20 protein-coding genes and 2 riboswitches are annotated in these 17,227 nt (G+C 36.6%); of the genes, 18 read left to right on the forward strand and 2 right to left on the reverse strand.

Features of this window, described 5'->3' with window-relative positions; all coding sequences use genetic code 11:
- Positions 1-4: 4 nt before the first annotated feature.
- The 10 genes from hisD (at position 5) to SB773_RS16270 (ending at position 6,969) form a co-directional block, all read left to right on the forward strand.
- Positions 5-1,294 carry a histidinol dehydrogenase gene (hisD, locus tag SB773_RS16225; RefSeq protein WP_410590866.1) on the forward strand — a complete coding sequence of 430 codons (1,290 nt, stop codon included), beginning with the start codon at positions 5-7 and terminating at the stop codon, positions 1,292-1,294.
- The gene (gene hisB, locus SB773_RS16230; protein ID WP_410590868.1) at positions 1,294-1,878 is read left to right on the forward strand and encodes an imidazoleglycerol-phosphate dehydratase HisB; all 585 of its coding nucleotides are present in this window, start codon (positions 1,294-1,296) and stop codon (positions 1,876-1,878) included. The genes hisD and hisB overlap by 1 nt, the downstream gene beginning before the upstream one ends.
- Positions 1,879-2,508: an imidazole glycerol phosphate synthase subunit HisH gene (gene hisH / locus SB773_RS16235; protein ID WP_060750584.1), complete on the forward strand. Its 630-nt coding sequence runs from the start codon at positions 1,879-1,881 to the stop codon at positions 2,506-2,508.
- Positions 2,481-3,200, forward strand: a complete 720-nt coding sequence (hisA, locus tag SB773_RS16240; protein WP_060750583.1) for a 1-(5-phosphoribosyl)-5-[(5-phosphoribosylamino)methylideneamino]imidazole-4-carboxamide isomerase — start codon at positions 2,481-2,483, stop codon at positions 3,198-3,200. Before hisH ends, hisA begins: the two co-directional genes overlap by 28 nt.
- Positions 3,194-3,952, forward strand: coding sequence for an imidazoleglycerol phosphate synthase cyclase subunit (gene hisF / locus SB773_RS16245; RefSeq protein WP_060750582.1), 759 nt, complete (start codon positions 3,194-3,196; stop codon positions 3,950-3,952). Before hisA ends, hisF begins: the two co-directional genes overlap by 7 nt.
- Positions 3,949-4,254, forward strand: a complete 306-nt coding sequence (hisI, locus tag SB773_RS16250; RefSeq protein ID WP_002086731.1) for a phosphoribosyl-AMP cyclohydrolase — start codon at positions 3,949-3,951, stop codon at positions 4,252-4,254. The genes hisF and hisI overlap by 4 nt, the downstream gene beginning before the upstream one ends.
- 10 nt (positions 4,255-4,264) lie before the next feature.
- On the forward strand, positions 4,265-4,588 hold the full coding sequence (gene hisE, locus SB773_RS16255) for a phosphoribosyl-ATP diphosphatase (RefSeq protein ID WP_002011702.1): 324 nt from the start codon (positions 4,265-4,267) through the stop codon (positions 4,586-4,588).
- 12 nt (positions 4,589-4,600) lie between these two features.
- A complete protein-coding gene (locus SB773_RS16260) occupies positions 4,601-5,620 on the forward strand; it encodes a histidinol phosphate phosphatase domain-containing protein (protein ID WP_410590872.1) in 1,020 nt (339 codons plus the stop codon).
- 68 nt (positions 5,621-5,688) lie between these two features.
- Entirely contained in the window at positions 5,689-5,853 is a 165-nt protein-coding gene (locus SB773_RS16265; protein WP_002030670.1) for a YozQ family protein, read from the forward strand.
- 135 nt (positions 5,854-5,988) lie between these two features.
- A complete protein-coding gene (locus SB773_RS16270) occupies positions 5,989-6,969 on the forward strand; it encodes a 2-hydroxyacid dehydrogenase family protein (RefSeq protein WP_410590874.1) in 981 nt (326 codons plus the stop codon).
- Positions 6,970-7,000: 31 nt separating this feature from the next.
- Here SB773_RS16270 and pssA read toward each other — a convergent pair whose 3' ends face one another.
- Together pssA and SB773_RS16280 are read right to left on the reverse strand one after the other, a co-directional pair.
- Positions 7,001-7,702 (reverse strand): CDP-diacylglycerol--serine O-phosphatidyltransferase, encoded by a 702-nt coding sequence (gene pssA / locus SB773_RS16275; protein ID WP_002011698.1) that lies wholly within the window; start codon positions 7,700-7,702, stop codon positions 7,001-7,003.
- Positions 7,703-7,884: 182 nt separating this feature from the next.
- The gene (locus SB773_RS16280) at positions 7,885-9,771 is read right to left on the reverse strand and encodes an LTA synthase family protein (RefSeq protein WP_410590876.1); all 1,887 of its coding nucleotides are present in this window, start codon (positions 9,769-9,771) and stop codon (positions 7,885-7,887) included.
- A 253-nt stretch (positions 9,772-10,024) separates the two neighbouring features.
- On the opposite strand from SB773_RS16280, the gene SB773_RS16285 reads away from it, so the two are divergent.
- The 8 genes from SB773_RS16285 (at position 10,025) to SB773_RS16320 (ending at position 17,202) form a co-directional block, all read left to right on the forward strand.
- Entirely contained in the window at positions 10,025-10,420 is a 396-nt protein-coding gene (locus SB773_RS16285; RefSeq protein ID WP_016092994.1) for a DUF3888 domain-containing protein, read from the forward strand.
- Positions 10,421-10,509: 89 nt separating this feature from the next.
- Positions 10,510-10,691, forward strand: a riboswitch (Lysine riboswitch).
- Between the two features lie 180 nt (positions 10,692-10,871).
- Positions 10,872-12,188, forward strand: coding sequence for a diaminopimelate decarboxylase (lysA, locus tag SB773_RS16290; RefSeq protein ID WP_002011695.1), 1,317 nt, complete (start codon positions 10,872-10,874; stop codon positions 12,186-12,188).
- A 117-nt stretch (positions 12,189-12,305) separates the two neighbouring features.
- A riboswitch (SAM riboswitch) is annotated at positions 12,306-12,414 on the forward strand.
- A 73-nt stretch (positions 12,415-12,487) separates the two neighbouring features.
- Entirely contained in the window at positions 12,488-12,631 is a 144-nt protein-coding gene (locus tag SB773_RS16295) for a YezD family protein (protein WP_000116159.1), read from the forward strand.
- Positions 12,632-12,718: 87 nt separating this feature from the next.
- Positions 12,719-13,423 (forward strand): phosphoadenylyl-sulfate reductase, encoded by a 705-nt coding sequence (locus tag SB773_RS16300; RefSeq protein WP_002011694.1) that lies wholly within the window; start codon positions 12,719-12,721, stop codon positions 13,421-13,423.
- A 39-nt stretch (positions 13,424-13,462) separates the two neighbouring features.
- The gene (gene sat / locus SB773_RS16305) at positions 13,463-14,599 is read left to right on the forward strand and encodes a sulfate adenylyltransferase (protein WP_002011693.1); all 1,137 of its coding nucleotides are present in this window, start codon (positions 13,463-13,465) and stop codon (positions 14,597-14,599) included.
- Between the two features lie 12 nt (positions 14,600-14,611).
- Positions 14,612-15,211, forward strand: a complete 600-nt coding sequence (gene cysC / locus SB773_RS16310; RefSeq protein ID WP_131246015.1) for an adenylyl-sulfate kinase — start codon at positions 14,612-14,614, stop codon at positions 15,209-15,211.
- Between the two features lie 157 nt (positions 15,212-15,368).
- Positions 15,369-16,991 (forward strand): nitrite/sulfite reductase, encoded by a 1,623-nt coding sequence (locus tag SB773_RS16315; RefSeq protein ID WP_410590880.1) that lies wholly within the window; start codon positions 15,369-15,371, stop codon positions 16,989-16,991.
- A 10-nt stretch (positions 16,992-17,001) separates the two neighbouring features.
- Positions 17,002-17,202, forward strand: coding sequence for a DUF3906 family protein (locus tag SB773_RS16320; protein WP_000366913.1), 201 nt, complete (start codon positions 17,002-17,004; stop codon positions 17,200-17,202).
- Positions 17,203-17,227: the final 25 nt, after the last annotated feature.

The raw sequence follows: 17,227 nt of genomic DNA on the forward strand, positions 1-17,227 counted from the left end.
TTAAATGGAGATAGTTTTTGAAGATTTCCAAGAGGCTTTATCGAAAATAAAATCGCTACGAGAAAGCGCTAATATAATAGAAGAAACTGTTCAAAGAAGTGTAAGTGAAATTGTTCAAAACGTAAGGGAGAGTAAAGATGAGGCTTTATCGTTCTATACAAAAAAGTTTGATGGTGTAGAGACAAAAGATTTTCGTGTAAGTGAGGAAGAAATAAAACAAGCAAGTAAGTTTGTAGAACAAGCTTTTTTAGAAGCGTTAAAAGAGGCGAAGAAAAATATTATCTCGTATCACGAAAAGCAAAAAAGACAATCTATGTTTGATTGCGTGAGTGAAGGGGTAATTAGAGGGCAGCTTATTCGTCCGTTAGAAAATGTAGGTGTATATGTGCCGGGCGGGACTGCTTCGTATCCTTCATCAGTATTAATGAATGTATTGCCAGCAAAACTCGCAGGAGTGAAAAAAATTGTAATGGTAACACCGCCGAAGCAAGGAGGAATTGATCCGCATATTTTAGCTGCTGCAAGTCTTGCAGGTGTAGATGAAATATATATGGCCGGTGGTGCTCAAGTAATTGCTGCTCTAGCATATGGAACGGAATCGATTCCTAAAGTAGATAAAATAGTTGGACCAGGGAATTTATATGTCGCGCTAGCGAAGCGAGAAGTATATGGGATAGTCAATATCGATATGATTGCTGGACCATCAGAAATTGTAGTTATCGCAGATGAAACAGGAAATGCCGAATATATTGCTGCTGATTTATTATCACAGGCAGAACATGACGAGAGGGCAACAGCTATTTGTATTACAACAAATATAAAGCTTGCTAAAGAAGTAGAAAGAGAAATAGAAAGGCAGCTAGAGACGTTGCCTAGAAGTGAAATCGCTCGTGAATCCATAAAAAGAAATGGAGCAATTTTTATTGTTCCTTCTTTAGAAGAGGCGTTTCATTTATCAAATGAAATCGCTCCAGAACATTTAGAGTTACACATAAAAGAGCCAATGAATGCCCTAGCTTATGTAAAGCATGCTGGATCAATTTTTCTTGGTCCATATGCACCTGAACCGCTCGGAGATTATTTGGCGGGGCCGAATCACGTATTACCGACAAGTGGAACGGCAAGATTTTTTTCTCCGTTATCCGTCGATGATTTCGTGAAAAAATCAAGCTTCATTTCTTATACGGAAGAAGCGTTAAGAAGTGTACAGCATCATATTGTAGAACTTGCAAATAAAGAAGGTTTACATGCACACGCAAGAGCAATCCAAATTAGGTTTAAGGAGGAAGAATAATGCGCGAGTCTAGTCAAGTACGTGAGACGACGGAAACAAAAATTAAATTAAGTTTGCAACTTGATGAAAGTACGAATGTTTCTGTGCAAACAGGAGTTGGATTTTTTGATCATATGCTAACTTTATTTGCTAGGCATGGAAGATTCGGTCTGCAAGTTGAAGCTGAAGGTGATGTATTCGTTGATGCGCATCATACGGTTGAAGATGTTGGAATTGTACTCGGAACTTGCTTGAAAGAAGCATTGCAAAATAAAGAGGGGATTAACCGTTACGGCTCAGCGTATGTACCGATGGATGAATCTTTAGGATTTGTTGCGATTGATATAAGCGGGCGCTCATATATTGTATTTCAAGGTGAATTAACAAATCCGAAGCTAGGGGATTTTGACACAGAATTAACGGAAGAATTTTTTAGAGCAGTTGCTCATGCTGCAAATATTACGTTACATGCTCGCATTTTATACGGAAGCAATACACATCACAAAATTGAAGCTTTATTTAAAGCGTTCAGTCGAGCGCTTAGAGAGGCAGTCGATAAAAATGCCAATATTAATGGTGTAAATTCAACGAAAGGGATGTTGTAATTGATTGCAATTATAGATTATGGAATGGGAAATATTCGTAGTGTGGAACAAGCATTAAAATATATTGGAACAGAGTACATCATAACGGATGATAAAAAAGAAATATTGAGAAGTGATGGAGTTATTTTACCAGGAGTAGGCACATTTCCGAAAGCGATGGGCGTTTTAGAAGAAAAAGATTTAGTATGTGTGCTAAAAGAAGTTGGGAGCTTAGGAAAACCGCTTCTGGGTATTTGCTTAGGAATGCAGCTTTTATTTGAAAAAAGTGAGGAACTACAAAATTGTAACGGATTAAGTTTATTGCCAGGTGTTATTCGAAAGTTAAAAGTTCCTTATAAAATTCCACATATGGGGTGGAATGAATTAAAAAAAGAAGGAGAAATATCGCTTTGGAATGGAGTAGAGGACGGTTCTTTCGTATATTATGTCCACTCTTATTATGCAGATTGTCCGAATGAAATTGTGTATGGGGCAAGTGAATATGGAGTGAAAGTACCTGGTTTTGTAGCAAAAGGAAATATATTTGGCGCACAGTTTCATCCTGAAAAAAGTGGGGAAATTGGGATGCGAATGTTAAAAAATTTCAAAGGGGTGGTAGAAGCATGGAAATCTTCCCAGCTATCGATGTAAAAGAAGGACGATGCGTCAGGCTTTATCAAGGAGAGTTTAGTAAAGAAACGGTGATGAATGAAGATCCAGTCGCACAAGCAATCATATTTGAAAAACTTGGAGCGAAAATACTACACGTTGTTGATTTAGATGGAGCAATTGTTGGGGAGTCAGTAAATTTACCTGTCATTGAAAAAATATGCAAGGCGGTACGTATTCCGGTGCAAATTGGAGGAGGAGTTCGGTCACTCGCGGCAGTGGAGAAGTTGTTGTCAGTAGGTGTAGAAAAAGTGATATTAGGAACGGCTGCCCTTTACGATAAATCATTTTTAGAAGAAGCGGTTCGTCTATATAAGGAGCAAATCATAGTTGGAATTGATGCGAAAAATGGTTTCGTAGCAACGAGGGGCTGGTTAGATGTGTCTGAAATTTCGTACATCGATTTAGCGAAGCAAATGGAAAGTGTAGGTGTTCAAACGATTGTGTTTACGGACATTTCAAAAGATGGGACACTTGCAGGACCAAATTTTGAGCAATTAGAGTTACTGCAAAAAAGCGTGGGTATTCGCGTGATTGCATCTGGAGGTGTCGCATCTATTCAACATGTGAAAAGATTAAATGATATGAACATATATGGCGTCATTATTGGGAAAGCACTTTACGAGAAAACGATTGATTTAGAAAAAGTGTTACAGGTAACAAAACTATGTTAGCAAAACGAATTATTCCATGTCTAGATGTGAAAGAAGGGCGGGTAGTAAAGGGTGTGAATTTTATAGGGTTACAAGACGTCGGTGATCCTGTTGAAATAGCCGCATTATATAATGATGCGGGAGCAGATGAAATCGTATTTTTAGACATTACTGCGACGCATGAAGGGCGAAAAACGATTATAGATGTTGTAGAAAAAACTGCTTCAAAAGTATTCATACCTCTCACAGTTGGCGGGGGGATTTCAAGTGTTAAAGATATGTACAATTTACTAAGAGCTGGAGCAGATAAAGTTTCAATAAACTCAGCGGCAGTGAGAAATCCGAAGTTAATCCAGGAAGGTGCGGAACATTTTGGCTCACAATGTATTGTCGTAGCAATCGATGCTAGAAAAGTAGCAGAAGATAAATGGAATGTATACGTAAATGGCGGAAGACTTAATACGGGAATGGATGCAATCGAATGGGCGAAGCGCGTTGCCCAGCTCGGGGCAGGAGAGATTTTGTTGACGAGTATGGATGCAGATGGAACGAAAAATGGATATGATCTTCGTTTAACAGAAACAATTTCAAACAGCGTTTCCGTCCCAGTAATCGCATCAGGGGGATGTGGTCATGCGGATCATATTATAGACGTTTTCCAAAAGACAACAGTTGATGCAGCATTAGCGGCATCAATCTTTCATTATGGTGAAGCGACTGTACAAGATGTAAAGAGAAAATTAAGAGAAGCAAACGTTGAGGTGCGGTTATGAAACCTAATTTTGCAAAAGGATTGATACCAGCTGTTGTTATCGAGGAAGATACGAAAGAAGTTTTAATGTTAGCTTATATGAATGAAGAAGCGTATGACAAGACGCTGGAAACGAAAAGAACATGGTTTTATTCCCGTTCGAGACAATCGTTATGGAATAAAGGAGGTACATCGGGAAATGTCCAATATGTGCAATCACTTTATTTAGACTGTGATCAAGATGCAATCGTTGTTGTCGTAAAGCAAGTAGGGCCTGCTTGCCATACGGGAGAAAAAACGTGTTTTCACTACAAAATTATATAGGGGGATACATATGGAAGATATCCTTAAGTTATTATTTGAAACAATTGAAGAACGAAAGAAAAATCCACTCTCTGAATCATATACGAATTATTTATTTTCAAAAGGTGAAGATAAAATTTTAAAGAAAATTGGTGAGGAGTGCACCGAAGTAATTATTGCGTCTAAAAATAATGATAAAGAAGAAATAGTAAAAGAAATGGTTGATGTGTTCTATCACTGTTTTGTTCTATTAGCCGAAAAAAATATTCCATTAGAAGATGTCATGCAAGAAGTGAAAGAAAGAAATGGAAAGCTTTCGCGAGTAGGGGACAGAAGAGAAATAGATACATTATAAGGGGGAATATGGATGAAAGTGGACTGTCACATTCATTTAGAAGAAGGGCCATATTCAATAGGGTGGCTAGCTAAAATAAATGATGCGCTACAATATTTTGAACCGCTTAAAGAAGAAAAACATTCTATGGAATGGCTTATGAAAACACAAGAACGCCTGCAAAGACGTGTGAAGGAAGGTCCATTTACAGCGAAATGGATTGATTTATATTTAGAAGAAGCTGTGCGAAAAGGTATAAAAGAAGTTGGCATTGTTGATCATTTATATCGTTTTCATGAAGCGAAAGGATATTATGAAAAGTATGTAGATATTAGTGATTCTAAGCTTGGTCGCCTGCAAAAAGAATGGTTAGATCAAGTAAGAGTGACGTCTATTTATGATTTTACAAAGGCGATTGAAGAGGCAAAAGAGCGATGGAGTAAACGAGGGATAACGCTCAAACTTGGAATTGAAGCGGATTATTTTATCGGGGGTGAACAAGAGTTAAAAGGTTTACTAGCATTAGGAGACTTTGATTATGTAATCGGTTCGGTCCATTTTATAGATGGATGGGGATTTGATAATCCAGATACGAAAGAGTATTTTGGTACGCATGAGTTACATACTTTATATCACACGTTTTTCGCTACAGTTGAAAGTGCTGTTCGTTCCGAGCTTTTTGATATTATAGCTCACCTCGATAACATAAAAGTATTTAATTATCGATTGGATGAGAATGAACAGCTTTCTTATTATAAGGATATTGCTCGTGCGTTAGTGGAAACAAATACAGCAACAGAAATAAATGCGGGATTGTACTATCGATATCCTGTGCGCGAAATGTGCCCAAGTCCACTTTATTTACAAGTATTAGCTAAGCATGGAGTTCCGATTACTCTATCCTCAGATGCCCATTATCCGAATGATTTAGGAAAGTATGTGGAAGAGAATATAAAGACATTACGCAATCATGATATTTCTCACATAGCTACATTTACGAAACGAGCAAGAACGATGAGATTGCTTGAAGAAGAAGGAATAATTTCAAAATGAAACACGATTTTTTGATGAAAATCACCCTTTTTGTTCAAAATAAGAAAGAATGAAAAGGAGGATGAAAAATGGCGAAACAACAAAATAAACAAAACGTACAAGCGGCAGATCAAGCCTATACTTCTGAAACAAATAATACTGCTAACTCAGTTATTGAGGAACAAATTAGCGATACAGTTGCAGAAGGAACAATCGATGCGAAGCTTGGGAAAGAATCGCAAGAAAAAGCGTAAAAAGAGGGGAGAGTTGCATCTCCTCTTTTTTTATGGAAAAGTGTCGATTTTCAAAACTATAATCAAATTCCTTGGTTTTTATATGTAGATTTCTTACAATGAAATATAAGAGATATCATATTTTGTATAGAAGAGGTGTTAGTAGTGGCGAAAATATTAGTAGCAGGAAAAATTCCAGAAATCGGATTAGAATTATTGAAAAATCATGATATAGAAATGTACAATAAAGAAGAATTAATTAGTGTAGAAGAGTTAGCAGAACGTGTAAAAGATAAAGATGCACTTTTAAGCTTACTTTCTACGAAGGTATCGAAAGAGGTTATTGACGCAGCACCAAACTTGAAAATTATCGCAAATTATGGTGCTGGTTACGATAATATTGATTACACATATGCAGGAGAAAAAGGAATTGCGGTAACGAATACACCGAAAGTATCAACTGAAGCGACAGCAGAATTAACATTTGCACTTCTTTTAGCAGCTGCACGTAGAATTCCTGAAGGTGATACGTTATGTCGTACAACTGGATTTAACGGATGGGCACCGTTATTCTTCTTGGGCCGCGAAGTACACGGTAAGACAATCGGAATTATTGGCCTTGGAGAAATCGGGAAGGCAGTTGCAAAGCGTGCGAGAGCATTTGGAATGAATGTTTTATATACAGGACCAAATCGAAAGCCTGAAGCTGAAAGTGAACTGGAAGCGACATACGTAACGTTGGAAGAATTATTACAAACAGCGGACTTTATTACAATTAACTGTGCTTATAATCCGAAATTACATCATATGATTGATGAAGAACAGTTTAAAATGATGAAGAAAACAGCATATATTATAAATGCTTCACGTGGACCAATTATGAATGAATCAGCACTTGCTCATGCACTAAAAACGAATGAAATTGAAGGTGCAGCTCTTGACGTATTTGAATTTGAACCGAAAATTACAGAAGAGCTAAAAGGATTAAAGAATGTAGTACTTGCTCCTCACGTAGGAAATGCAACATTCGAAACACGTGATGCAATGGCTGAAATGGCAGTAAGAAATATTTTAGTTGTATTAAATGGTGAAGAACCTGTAACACCTGTAAATCAAAAAGTATTAGTTACAAAATAAAAAAGAAACCTTCCGAAATACGGAAGGTTTTTTATTTTTCTTTATTCGCTTTTTTAGAAGGTCTTTGTCTAATAAATTGAGATAACATATACAAAATGTATAGTGGAATGGCAATGAATAAGAAAACAGAAATGTTGCCAAAACTTGTTTGGTACATTGTGATAATAATTCCAACTAAAAATAGTGTAATAATTATGCTATATCGTGGAATTGGTACATCTTTTAAACTTGGGATACGAACACGGCTCACCATTAAAAATGCGAACGTTACAAATACGGTAATGAGAACGATTTTTGGAATGGTATGTGAAAATAATGTTAAGAAAGCAACAAGCCCTCCTGCTGCAGTAATCGGAACTCCAGTGAAATATTTCATAGAAGTAGATGATGGCGTTACATTAAATCGTGCTAAGCGATATGCTCCGAACAGTGGGAATAATCCCGCTATGTATAGTCCAATGATGCCATAGTTGGAGAAAGATGTGTAATACATTAACACAGCAGGTGCTGCGCCAAATGTTACAACATCGGCGAGTGAATCAAGCTCTTTGCCCATTTGTGAATCAACGCGTAATAAACGAGCGACACGACCATCAAGACTATCTAACATCATCCCGATCAGTACTAAAATAGCAGCTGATTTATAATATCCTAAAGATGCATAGCCGATTGACAAAAATCCGCTATATAAATTCCCGAGCGTAAATAAGTTTGGAATAGCTGCTCTATACAAAATCTGATCCCTTGCTTTCTGTTATAAATTCTTAATTAGTGTATGAAAGTTTACTTATTTTATCATACCATAAATTTCTTTCTCATACGAAAAAAATTCCCAATTTGTGAAAGATTGTATAGAAGAGGAATTTGAAAAATAAGTAAAAAAAGGAAGCAACTTTTGGAAAGTTGCTTCCTATACTATTCAAATTTCGTTGTCATCGTTCCGGTTTTATATCGATTGTTAGGATCAAATCGTAATAAATCTCCATAAATGAGTTTGTCGGATAATTTTAATTCTGTTTTTGCTTTTTCAATATAAGGCTGACATAGTGTTAAATCAGCTTCTTCACCTGTGCCTCTTTTATAGCACATATTTTTTGTATAAACATAATCTTCCGAAACAAAACTGCCGTCCCGCATTACCATAAGAGGGTCTTTTTCTTTCGTAAATAAGTCTGTTCCAAATTCTACGGATTGATTTGTTTTAATACCAAGTAAATGAAGTAACGTTGGTTTAATATCAATTTGACCAGATACTTTAGAGATGACTTTTCCTTCTTGGCCAGGCACATGAATAATGAGAGGGACGCGTTGTAATTGCATAGAATCAAACGGTGTAATAGCGTCTTTCCCAAGGAACTGAGCCATAGCTGCATTATGGTTTTCAGAAATGCCGTAATGATCACCATAAATGACAATAACGGAATTATCATATAGTCCTTCGTCTTTCAATTGTTTAATAAATAATTTAAGAGCTTCATCCGTGTAACGAACGGTTGGGAAGTAGCGATTTAAAACACCACTTTCGGAATTAAATTCATCAACATATTGATCTTCTGGATTTAGAAGAAATGGAAAATGGTTTGTTAACGTAATAAATTTTGTATAGAACGGTTGTGGTAAAGATTTTAACTTTGGAATAGATTGCTCAAAGAACTCTTTATCTTTTAATCCCCAACCGACAGACATTTGTTCCGTTCCTACGTAATCATTTAAATTAAAGTAACGATCATATCCAAGCGCAGGATACATTACGTCACGATTCCAAAACGTTTTATCGTTTGAATGGAAGACAGCAGAAGAATATCCGTATTTCTTTAATTGTTCTGGTGTGGCAGTGTATTCATTTGTTGCATGAGTAAAGAATACAGAACCACGGTCTAACGGATAAAGGGAATTTTCAACGATAAATTCAGCATCAGAAGTTTTACCTTGTCCCGTTTGATGATAGAAGTTATCGAAATAAAAACTATCTTTAATAAACTCATTTAAAAATGGAGTAATCTCTTTTCCATTTATTTTTTTATTAATAACAAAACTTTGTGTAGATTCCATTGAAATTAAAATTACATTTTTACCCTTTGCAGCTCCAAATAAGTTTTTATCAACTTGTTTATCTTTTGAGTCTGTATAGTTTTTAATTTCAGAGAACCCGTCTCCACTTGCAAATACACGCTCAGCTGAAGACTTAGATTGAAGTGTAATATCAAATAGATGATATGTGTATAACCCTAAATTTTTCACGACAGTTTGACGATCAAACGAGCGTGAGAACATTTGTGGTTTATATATAACTGAAACAACAATTTGTAGTGCTAATAATACTGTTACGCCGCTAAAGAAAGTTCGCTTCTCAGAGCGAGAAAGGGGTGTTTTATCACCAAATGATGGGGATTTACGCGAAATAAACATTAAAATAATTGCGTCTGCAAATAAAAGTAATGTTTTATACGTAAAGAGTTCTTTTATACTCGTCCCTAAGTCAGCCATATTATTTGTTTGGAATAAAACAGGGAAAGTAACAAAATCGTTATAGAACCCGTAAAACATTGCATTTCCAAATAAAATAAATGACAGTATAAAACTAATTACAATAATAATTCGGTTTCGGTACTTAGATGCAAGTAAAGCGAAACCAAAAAATAAAAGTAACGAAGCTAGTGGGTTAATAAAAAGCATAAACTCTTCAAAGAAGTTATCAATTCTAATATCAAATGCTAGCTTGTACACAATATATGTTTTTATCCATAATAAAACGACTGCAACTAGTGCAAATCGCAGTTTTGGAAACAGATTTTGTAGCATAATATACTCCTCTCCTAAAAGCATGACGGTTCTTGTGAGCCGGTTTGATTAGCGCCTCATTTTATATATACGAACAGTCCTTTGTTATTATGTTTATTATACTATGAGTATCATTATACGAAAATAAAAGAGAGTTGTGGGCTTTTTTATAATAATTGAGTAGAAAAAGGGCAGTGGGAGACAATAAAACGGAGTTTCTATGTATGATAATTATCGTGCGCAAAAAGAATCGAGTAATAAAACGGAGGTTATAATGCGAAAATTATTATATTTTATAGTATGCAGTAGTGTTATACTTTTTGCTTCACCGAGTGTGTCGGTAGCACAATATGATGCACCCCTTATGGAAGATGCCCTTTATTCTGTTTTATTTCCAAAAATAAATAAGGCAATTGAAAAACAATATGGGAGCTTGAAGCCTTATCAATGTCCTAAAATTATTAGTTTAAAAAAAGTGTATAGTGGTACATATTTATTTCAAGCGAGTATTGAAGTAACGAAGTATGAACAGGTTGGTGGGAAAATTGTTCCACCATTTGAGAAGGTAACGATTACATTTAATAACGAAGAGGGCGAATGGGAAGTGACAAAGGTTTCAGTAAAGCGCTTACCAAATGATACAAAATTAAACTGTAAAAAAACAATATAAAAAATTGTTTGACAAATAAAATGGTCCTTTGGTATTGTTAATAGCAACAATTAGATGTTTGAAAATTAAATAGACTTACCTCATCTACTCTCAAAGGTAGAGGCCGCGATAGGAAAGAGTAAGCTATGGGAGATTTAATGGAATCTGTGATCATAGGTTGAAAGGGACTATTGCCGAAATATAAGAATAACCATCTTATTCATATATTGGGACTGCATTGAATAAATGTAGTACTGTCATAAGATTTATTTTATGAAGAGCTATTTGGAGATGTTGATGCGGTTTCTTATTTTGAGGAGATAACAACTCGTTTATTTTTTCAATATATATTTTTCCTAATAAGAAACGCGTGTGAACATTGTTCCGCGCGTTTTTTGTCTATCTAAAAGCGTGCTGCAATGAATAGAAGATTGGGGTTATGAGTTTTAGAGGAAATAAGGGAGGAATTTAAATGTATTTACACGGCACAAGCCGAATCAATGGGCAAGGACACTTAGAAATTGGTGGGTGCGATACGACGCAGCTAGCAAAACAATACGGAACACCACTTTATGTATACGATGAAGAGTCTATTCGAGGAAAGTGCCGCGCGTTTCATCGTGCTTTTAAAGAAAGTGGTTTCTCTTATCAAGTAGCATATGCAAGCAAGGCGTTCTTGTGCATGGAGATGTGCCGAGTAGCTCGTGAAGAGAATATGTCTTTAGATGTTGTTTCTGGAGGAGAATTATATACTGCGCTCCAAGCTGGTTTTCCGGCATCGCGTATTCATTTTCACGGAAATAATAAAACAGAAGAAGAAATGATTATGGCTCTTCAGGCGAATATCGGTTGTTTTGTAGTAGATAATTTCTTAGAATTAGAAATCTTACATGATTTAGCAATGCAACATGGGAAATTTGTGAACATATTAATCCGTGTAACGCCTGGAGTAGAGGCACATACACACGAATATATAACAACAGGTCAAGAGGATTCGAAATTTGGATTTGGTGTTTCAAATGGTCAAGCGATGCAAGCAATTGAGCTTGCCTTGCAAAAATCAAATTATAATGTGCTAGGAATTCACTCGCACATCGGATCACAAATATTTGAAACGGCTGGATTTGTTCGAGCAATTGAAGTACTCCGCCAATTTTTAGAAGAAGTGAGAGAGCGAACGCATTATGTGATGAAAGTATTAAATGTGGGCGGAGGTTTCGGTATACGTTATACGGATTCAGATACACCGTTAACACTTGAAACGTATGTGCACGCTGTAACAAGTACGATAAGAGAGCAGTTTACATTATGTGAATATCCGCTTCCAGAAATATGGATTGAACCAGGTCGTAGTATCGTAGGTGATGCTGGAACAACACTTTATACAGTCGGAGCGGTGAAAGAGATTCCTGGCATTCGGAAATATGTTTCAGTCGATGGTGGAATGACAGATAATTTAAGACCAGCTCTATACGGAGCCCGTTATGAGGCGATGTTGGCGAATCGAGGGAATGATAAGAATGAGGAACTCGTTTCGATTGCTGGGAAATGCTGTGAAAGTGGAGATATGCTGATTTGGGATATTAACTTACCGCAAGTTGCTTCTTCTGATTTACTAGCAATTTCTTGCACGGGGGCATATGGGTACTCGATGGCGAATAATTATAATCGTATTCGTAGACCAGCTGTCGTCTTTGCAAAAGGCGGGACGTCACAAATTGTCGTAGAACGTGAAACATATGAAAATATCATTGGGAACGATCGCATACGTATTAAAGAGCTGGTGTGAATGAGAAAGAAGGAGTTGTCTAGTAAAGGCAGCTCCTTTTAAAAAAATAAAAATAATTAAATATATCGGAAAACTAGGATTGAAAAAAATCAGAATTGTGATAAAATACAAATACAAAGCTTATCAAGAGAAGCTGAGGGAACTGGCCCTACGAAGCTCGGCAACCTGCTTATAGAAAGCAAGGTGCTAAATCCAGCAAAATGGAATCCATTTTGAAAGATAAGGTAAAATATATTACCGAACAGTCTTTTCGAAATGGGAAAGATTTTTTTTATGAATAAAAAGGGGGGGCTGTTTGCGTGAGCGTACGGGAGCATTTTGATGAAGTATCTGAGAAAATTCAAGCGATGCTTGCTGATATGAAATATGGTTCCATTACAATTGTTGTGCAAGATGGAAAAGTGATTCAATTAGAAAAAAGTGAAAAGGTTCGTTTAAAGTAAAAAGCGCTGACTAGAAAAACTAGAGGCGGTTTTAATCTATTTTTAATAGGTTAAAGCCGTCTTTTTGCTTTTACAGGGGGAAAAAACATGTTGACGTACGAAACGTGGAAAGAAAATAGTGTTTCATTTTCTGAAGAAGATGAAACGAAAGGCGCGCTATCAGTATTAAGTTGGGCTTATAACGAATATAAAGATGAAATTGTATATGCATGTAGCTTTGGGGTGGAGGGAATGGTTTTATTGCATCTTATAAACCAAGTAAATCCATCTGCTAAAGTTGTATTTTTGGATACAAATGTGCATTTTCAAGAAACATACGAATTAATTAAGAAGGTACGCGAGAGATTTCCTTCATTAAATATTATAGAAAAACAGCCAGAACTTACACTCGATGAACAAGCGAAGCTTCATGGAGAGAAGTTATGGGAAAGTAATCCGAATCTTTGCTGTAGTATTAGAAAAATTTTACCGTTAGAAAAATCATTAGCAGCGGAAAAAGCGTGGATATCAGGCTTACGAAGGGAACAATCAGAAACGCGTAAGCATACACAGTTTATAAATCAAGATCGTCGTTTTCAATCTATTAAAGTTTGTCCGCTCATTCATTGGACTTGGAAAGAAGTTTGGCGATATGTATATAAACATAGTTTGCCGTATAACCCATTGCATGATGTTGGCTATCCGAGTATTGGGTGTGAGAAATGTACATTACCTGTAGGTGATGGTGGCAACTCAAGAGATGGAAGATGGGCTGGGAAAATGAAGACGGAATGTGGCCTTCACTTTCAATGAGATAGATTTTGAAATAAAGCTAAGAAGGGATATAAGAAGATGAGTACAACAAATGAATTAGTAAACCGCATTGATGAAACATATGAAATATCGAACATTGTAAAGGAAATCGAGATAGACAAAATTGCACTTAGTGATTTAGAACTTTTGGCGACAGGAGGATATAGCCCTCTTACAGGATTTTTAGGGAAGAGAGATTATGATTCAGTAGTAGAAACGCTTCGTTTAGCAAATGGTAGCGTATGGAGTATACCGATTACACTACCGGTAACAGAAGAAGTAGCCGAGAAACTGCAGGCTGGAGAGGAAGTAAAACTTGTCAACGCCGGAAATGTATATGGTGTTATTCAAATAGAAGATATTTTTGTGCCAGATAAAGAAAAAGAAGCGTTACTTGTATATAAAACGACGGATGAAGCACATCCAGGGGTGAAAAAATTATATGAACGACCAAACGTTTACGTTGGAGGAGCTATTATTCTTACAAAACGCTTTGGAAATAATCCGTTTCCTTCTTATCATTTAGATCCAATTGAAACGAGAGAAGAATTTAAAAAACGCGGTTGGAAAACAGTAGTTGGATTTCAAACGAGAAACCCAGTACATCGTGCCCATGAGTATATTCAAAAATCTGCCCTTGAAATTGTAGATGGTCTCTTTTTAAATCCGCTCGTTGGGGAAACGAAGTCAGATGATATTCCTGCTGATGTAAGGATGGAAAGCTATGAAGTATTACTTCAAAACTATTATCCGAAAGATCGTGTCTTTTTAGGTGTATTTCCTGCAGCAATGCGTTACGCAGGACCAAGGGAAGCGATATTTCATGCACTAGTAAGAAAGAACTTTGGTTGTACCCACTTTATTGTAGGGCGTGATCATGCTGGGGTAGGGGACTATTACGGAACATATGAAGCGCAGGAAATCTTTACGAATTTTACAGTAGAAGAGTTAGGGATTACGCCGTTATTTTTTGAACATAGTTTTTACTGCACGAAATGTGAAGCAATGGCTTCAACGAAAACATGTCCGCATGGAAAAGAAGACCGTGTCATCTTATCGGGTACGAAAGTACGAGAAATGTTAAGGAATGGTGAGATTCCGCCAAGTACATTTAGTCGTAAAGAAGTAGTGGAAGTGCTAATTAAAGGTTTGAAAAAAGAAGTAGTAACAGAATAGGGAGAGAATGAGATGGATACGAATATTACTTGGCATACAGCTTCTGTTTCAAAAGATGAGAGAAGAGTGAAGAATGGGCATCACAGTTTTGTAGTTTGGTTTACTGGTTTATCAGCTTCGGGTAAATCTACAGTAGCGAATGCGGTTGCTCGCAAACTGTTTGAAAAGAATATCGGAAATTATGTGCTAGATGGGGATAATATTCGCCAAGGTTTAAATAAAGATTTAGGTTTTTCTGAAAGTGATCGCATGGAAAATATAAGACGTATTGGTGAAGTGGCGAAGTTATTTGTAGATCAAGGAACTGTTGTCCTTACAGCGTTTATTTCACCATTTCGAGTAGACCGAAAACAAGTTAGGGAACTATTAGCTGCAGATGAGTTTATAGAAGTGTTTGTAAAATGTCCAATTGAAGAGTGTGAGAAACGTGATCCGAAAGGACTTTATAAAAAGGCGAGAAAAGGTGATATTAAAGAGTTTACAGGTATCGATTCACCATATGAGGAACCAAAACAAGCAGAATTAATTGTAGAAACGCACAAGTATTCTATTGAAGAATGTGCAGAGCAAATTGTGAAGTACTTACAAGAGCGTAGTTTCATCCCGTATTAACGGGCAGTAAAACTCCCACCTCAAAATTCGGCTGGGGCAAAGAAGTTAGGTGGGAGATCCACTGCCCGTAAATGCCCGATTGGTTCAACTAATAATCAGTGGAGGATGAACAAAACCCCCACTGATTAAAGTTTCACTTTATATAGGGGGATAAAAGATGAGTTATGAAAAAGTGTGGGCTAATAATGAAAAATTAAATCAAACAGAGAAAAAGAAATTAGAGAAAGACGGATTAGAAATCTTTAATGATATTCCTTACTATGCGGAGAATGGATTTGAATCTATTCCGAAAGAAGAGTGGGACGCTTTTAAATGGGCGGGATTGTATTTGCAAAGACCAAAAGAAGCGGGCTATTTTATGATGCGTGTCAACATTCCTTCTGGGATTATTACAAATGCACAGGCAGAAGCACTTGCTTCTATCGCTGAAGATTATGGGCGTGATGTGTTAGATATTACGACAAGACAGGCGATTCAGTTTCATTGGTTAGAAATTGGGCAAATTCCGGATATTTTTAAAAGATTAGCGAGATTTGGTTTATCTTCAGCAGGGGCATGTGGTGATATTACGCGTAATATTACAGGTAATCCACTTGCTGGAATTGATGCGAATGAACTATTTGATACAACATCGATTGTTAAAGAAATATACGATTACTTCCAACATAATGAAGAGTTTTCTAATCTACCACGTAAATTCAAAATGTCTATTAGTTCTAACATTTATAATTCAGCAAATGCAGAGATTAACTGTGTGGCGTTTACACCTGCTACGAAAGAAATAAATGGTGAGGAAAAGGTTGGTTTTCATATAAAAGTAGGCGGAGGCTTATCAGCTCGTCCGTACTTAGCGGAAGAATTAGATGTATTCGTTTTACCAGAAGAAGTGAAGGCAGTGTCGATTGCAATTGCTACTATATTCCGTGATTTTGGATATCGTGAAAAACGCCACTTAGCACGTTTGAAATTTCTTGTCGCTGACTGGGGCGCTGAGAAATTTAAAGAGAAACTAGTAGAATACACAGGCCCATTGCAAAGTAAAGGGGAAAGTGCTCTCAAAGGCTGGAATGCAGGATACTTTTATGGCGTTCAAGATCAAAAACAAGCAGGATTAAAGTATGTCGGCTTTAATGTACCAGTAGGGCGTTTACACGCAGAGGAAATGTTTGAGATTGCAAGAATTGCAAAGAAATATGGAAACGGGCAAATTCGAACTTGTAACTCTCAAAACTTCATTATTCCGAATGTTCCGCCAGAAAATGTTGCAGGATTATTAAGTGAACCGTTGTTTGAAGCAATTTCAGCAAATCCGAAATCGTTTATCGGTCATGCGGTTTCATGTACTGGCATTGAGTATTGCAATCTTGCGTTAGTAGAAACGAAAGAAAGATTACGAAAAATCGCAGAGTACTTAGATACACAAATTGCACTCGATGTTCCAGTTCGAATTCATATGGTAGGATGCCCGAACTCATGTGGTCAACGTCAAATTGCTGATATTGGTTTGCAAGGGATAAAACTGAAAACGAAGGAAAAGGGAATCGTTGAGGCGTTTGAAATATATGTGGGCGGAACACTATTAGACGGAGGAGCATATAACGAAAAGTTAAAAGGGAAAATAGATGGAGAAGATTTGCCGGATGTTCTCGTGTCCTTTTTAAGTTATTTCCAAAAGAATAAATTACTAGCCGAAACGTTTTATGATTTCGTAGGACGTGTTGGAGTGGAAGAATTACAAATTGTACTAAATCGTGTATTAGAAGAAGTAATAGCATCTTAGGAGGGGCAATATGGACTTATATCGATTTGAAGCTGTATTAGTAAATAGTATTGTTCCAATTGTTGTCGTTGCTCAGAGTGAAGAACAGGCATTTAAGCTTGCGGAAATTGAGCTTGAAAAACATTTTTTACCGTTACCAGAAGTGAAAGAGATTTCTTTGTTTGAAAAAAAGAAGATTCGAAAAGGGGCGGCATTTGTTATTCATGAGTAGAGAACATGTAATACGAAATAATAGT

The organism is Bacillus sp. SIMBA_074 (genome assembly GCF_046534555.1).
Taxonomy (GTDB): Bacteria; Bacillota; Bacilli; order Bacillales; family Bacillaceae_G; genus Bacillus_A; species Bacillus_A mycoides.

Excerpts from the sequence above, each read along its gene's own strand:
- sat (WP_002011693.1), top strand. The coding sequence starts at position 13,463 with ATGAGTACAACAAATGAATTAGTAAACCGCATTGATGAAACATATGAA.
- hisA (WP_060750583.1), top strand. The coding sequence starts at position 2,481 with ATGGAAATCTTCCCAGCTATCGATGTAAAAGAAGGACGATGCGTCAGG.
- SB773_RS16315 (WP_410590880.1), top strand. The coding sequence starts at position 15,369 with ATGAGTTATGAAAAAGTGTGGGCTAATAATGAAAAATTAAATCAAACA.
- SB773_RS16260 (WP_410590872.1), top strand. The coding sequence starts at position 4,601 with ATGAAAGTGGACTGTCACATTCATTTAGAAGAAGGGCCATATTCAATA.
- SB773_RS16285 (WP_016092994.1), top strand. The coding sequence starts at position 10,025 with ATGCGAAAATTATTATATTTTATAGTATGCAGTAGTGTTATACTTTTT.
- SB773_RS16265 (WP_002030670.1), top strand. The coding sequence starts at position 5,689 with ATGGCGAAACAACAAAATAAACAAAACGTACAAGCGGCAGATCAAGCC.
- hisD (WP_410590866.1), top strand. The coding sequence starts at position 5 with ATGGAGATAGTTTTTGAAGATTTCCAAGAGGCTTTATCGAAAATAAAA.
- hisB (WP_410590868.1), top strand. The coding sequence starts at position 1,294 with ATGCGCGAGTCTAGTCAAGTACGTGAGACGACGGAAACAAAAATTAAA.
- hisE (WP_002011702.1), top strand. The coding sequence starts at position 4,265 with ATGGAAGATATCCTTAAGTTATTATTTGAAACAATTGAAGAACGAAAG.
- SB773_RS16320 (WP_000366913.1), top strand. The coding sequence starts at position 17,002 with ATGGACTTATATCGATTTGAAGCTGTATTAGTAAATAGTATTGTTCCA.
- SB773_RS16300 (WP_002011694.1), top strand. The coding sequence starts at position 12,719 with ATGTTGACGTACGAAACGTGGAAAGAAAATAGTGTTTCATTTTCTGAA.
- lysA (WP_002011695.1), top strand. The coding sequence starts at position 10,872 with ATGTATTTACACGGCACAAGCCGAATCAATGGGCAAGGACACTTAGAA.
- hisF (WP_060750582.1), top strand. The coding sequence starts at position 3,194 with ATGTTAGCAAAACGAATTATTCCATGTCTAGATGTGAAAGAAGGGCGG.
- hisI (WP_002086731.1), top strand. The coding sequence starts at position 3,949 with ATGAAACCTAATTTTGCAAAAGGATTGATACCAGCTGTTGTTATCGAG.
- cysC (WP_131246015.1), top strand. The coding sequence starts at position 14,612 with ATGGATACGAATATTACTTGGCATACAGCTTCTGTTTCAAAAGATGAG.
- SB773_RS16280 (WP_410590876.1), bottom strand. The coding sequence starts at position 9,771 with ATGCTACAAAATCTGTTTCCAAAACTGCGATTTGCACTAGTTGCAGTC.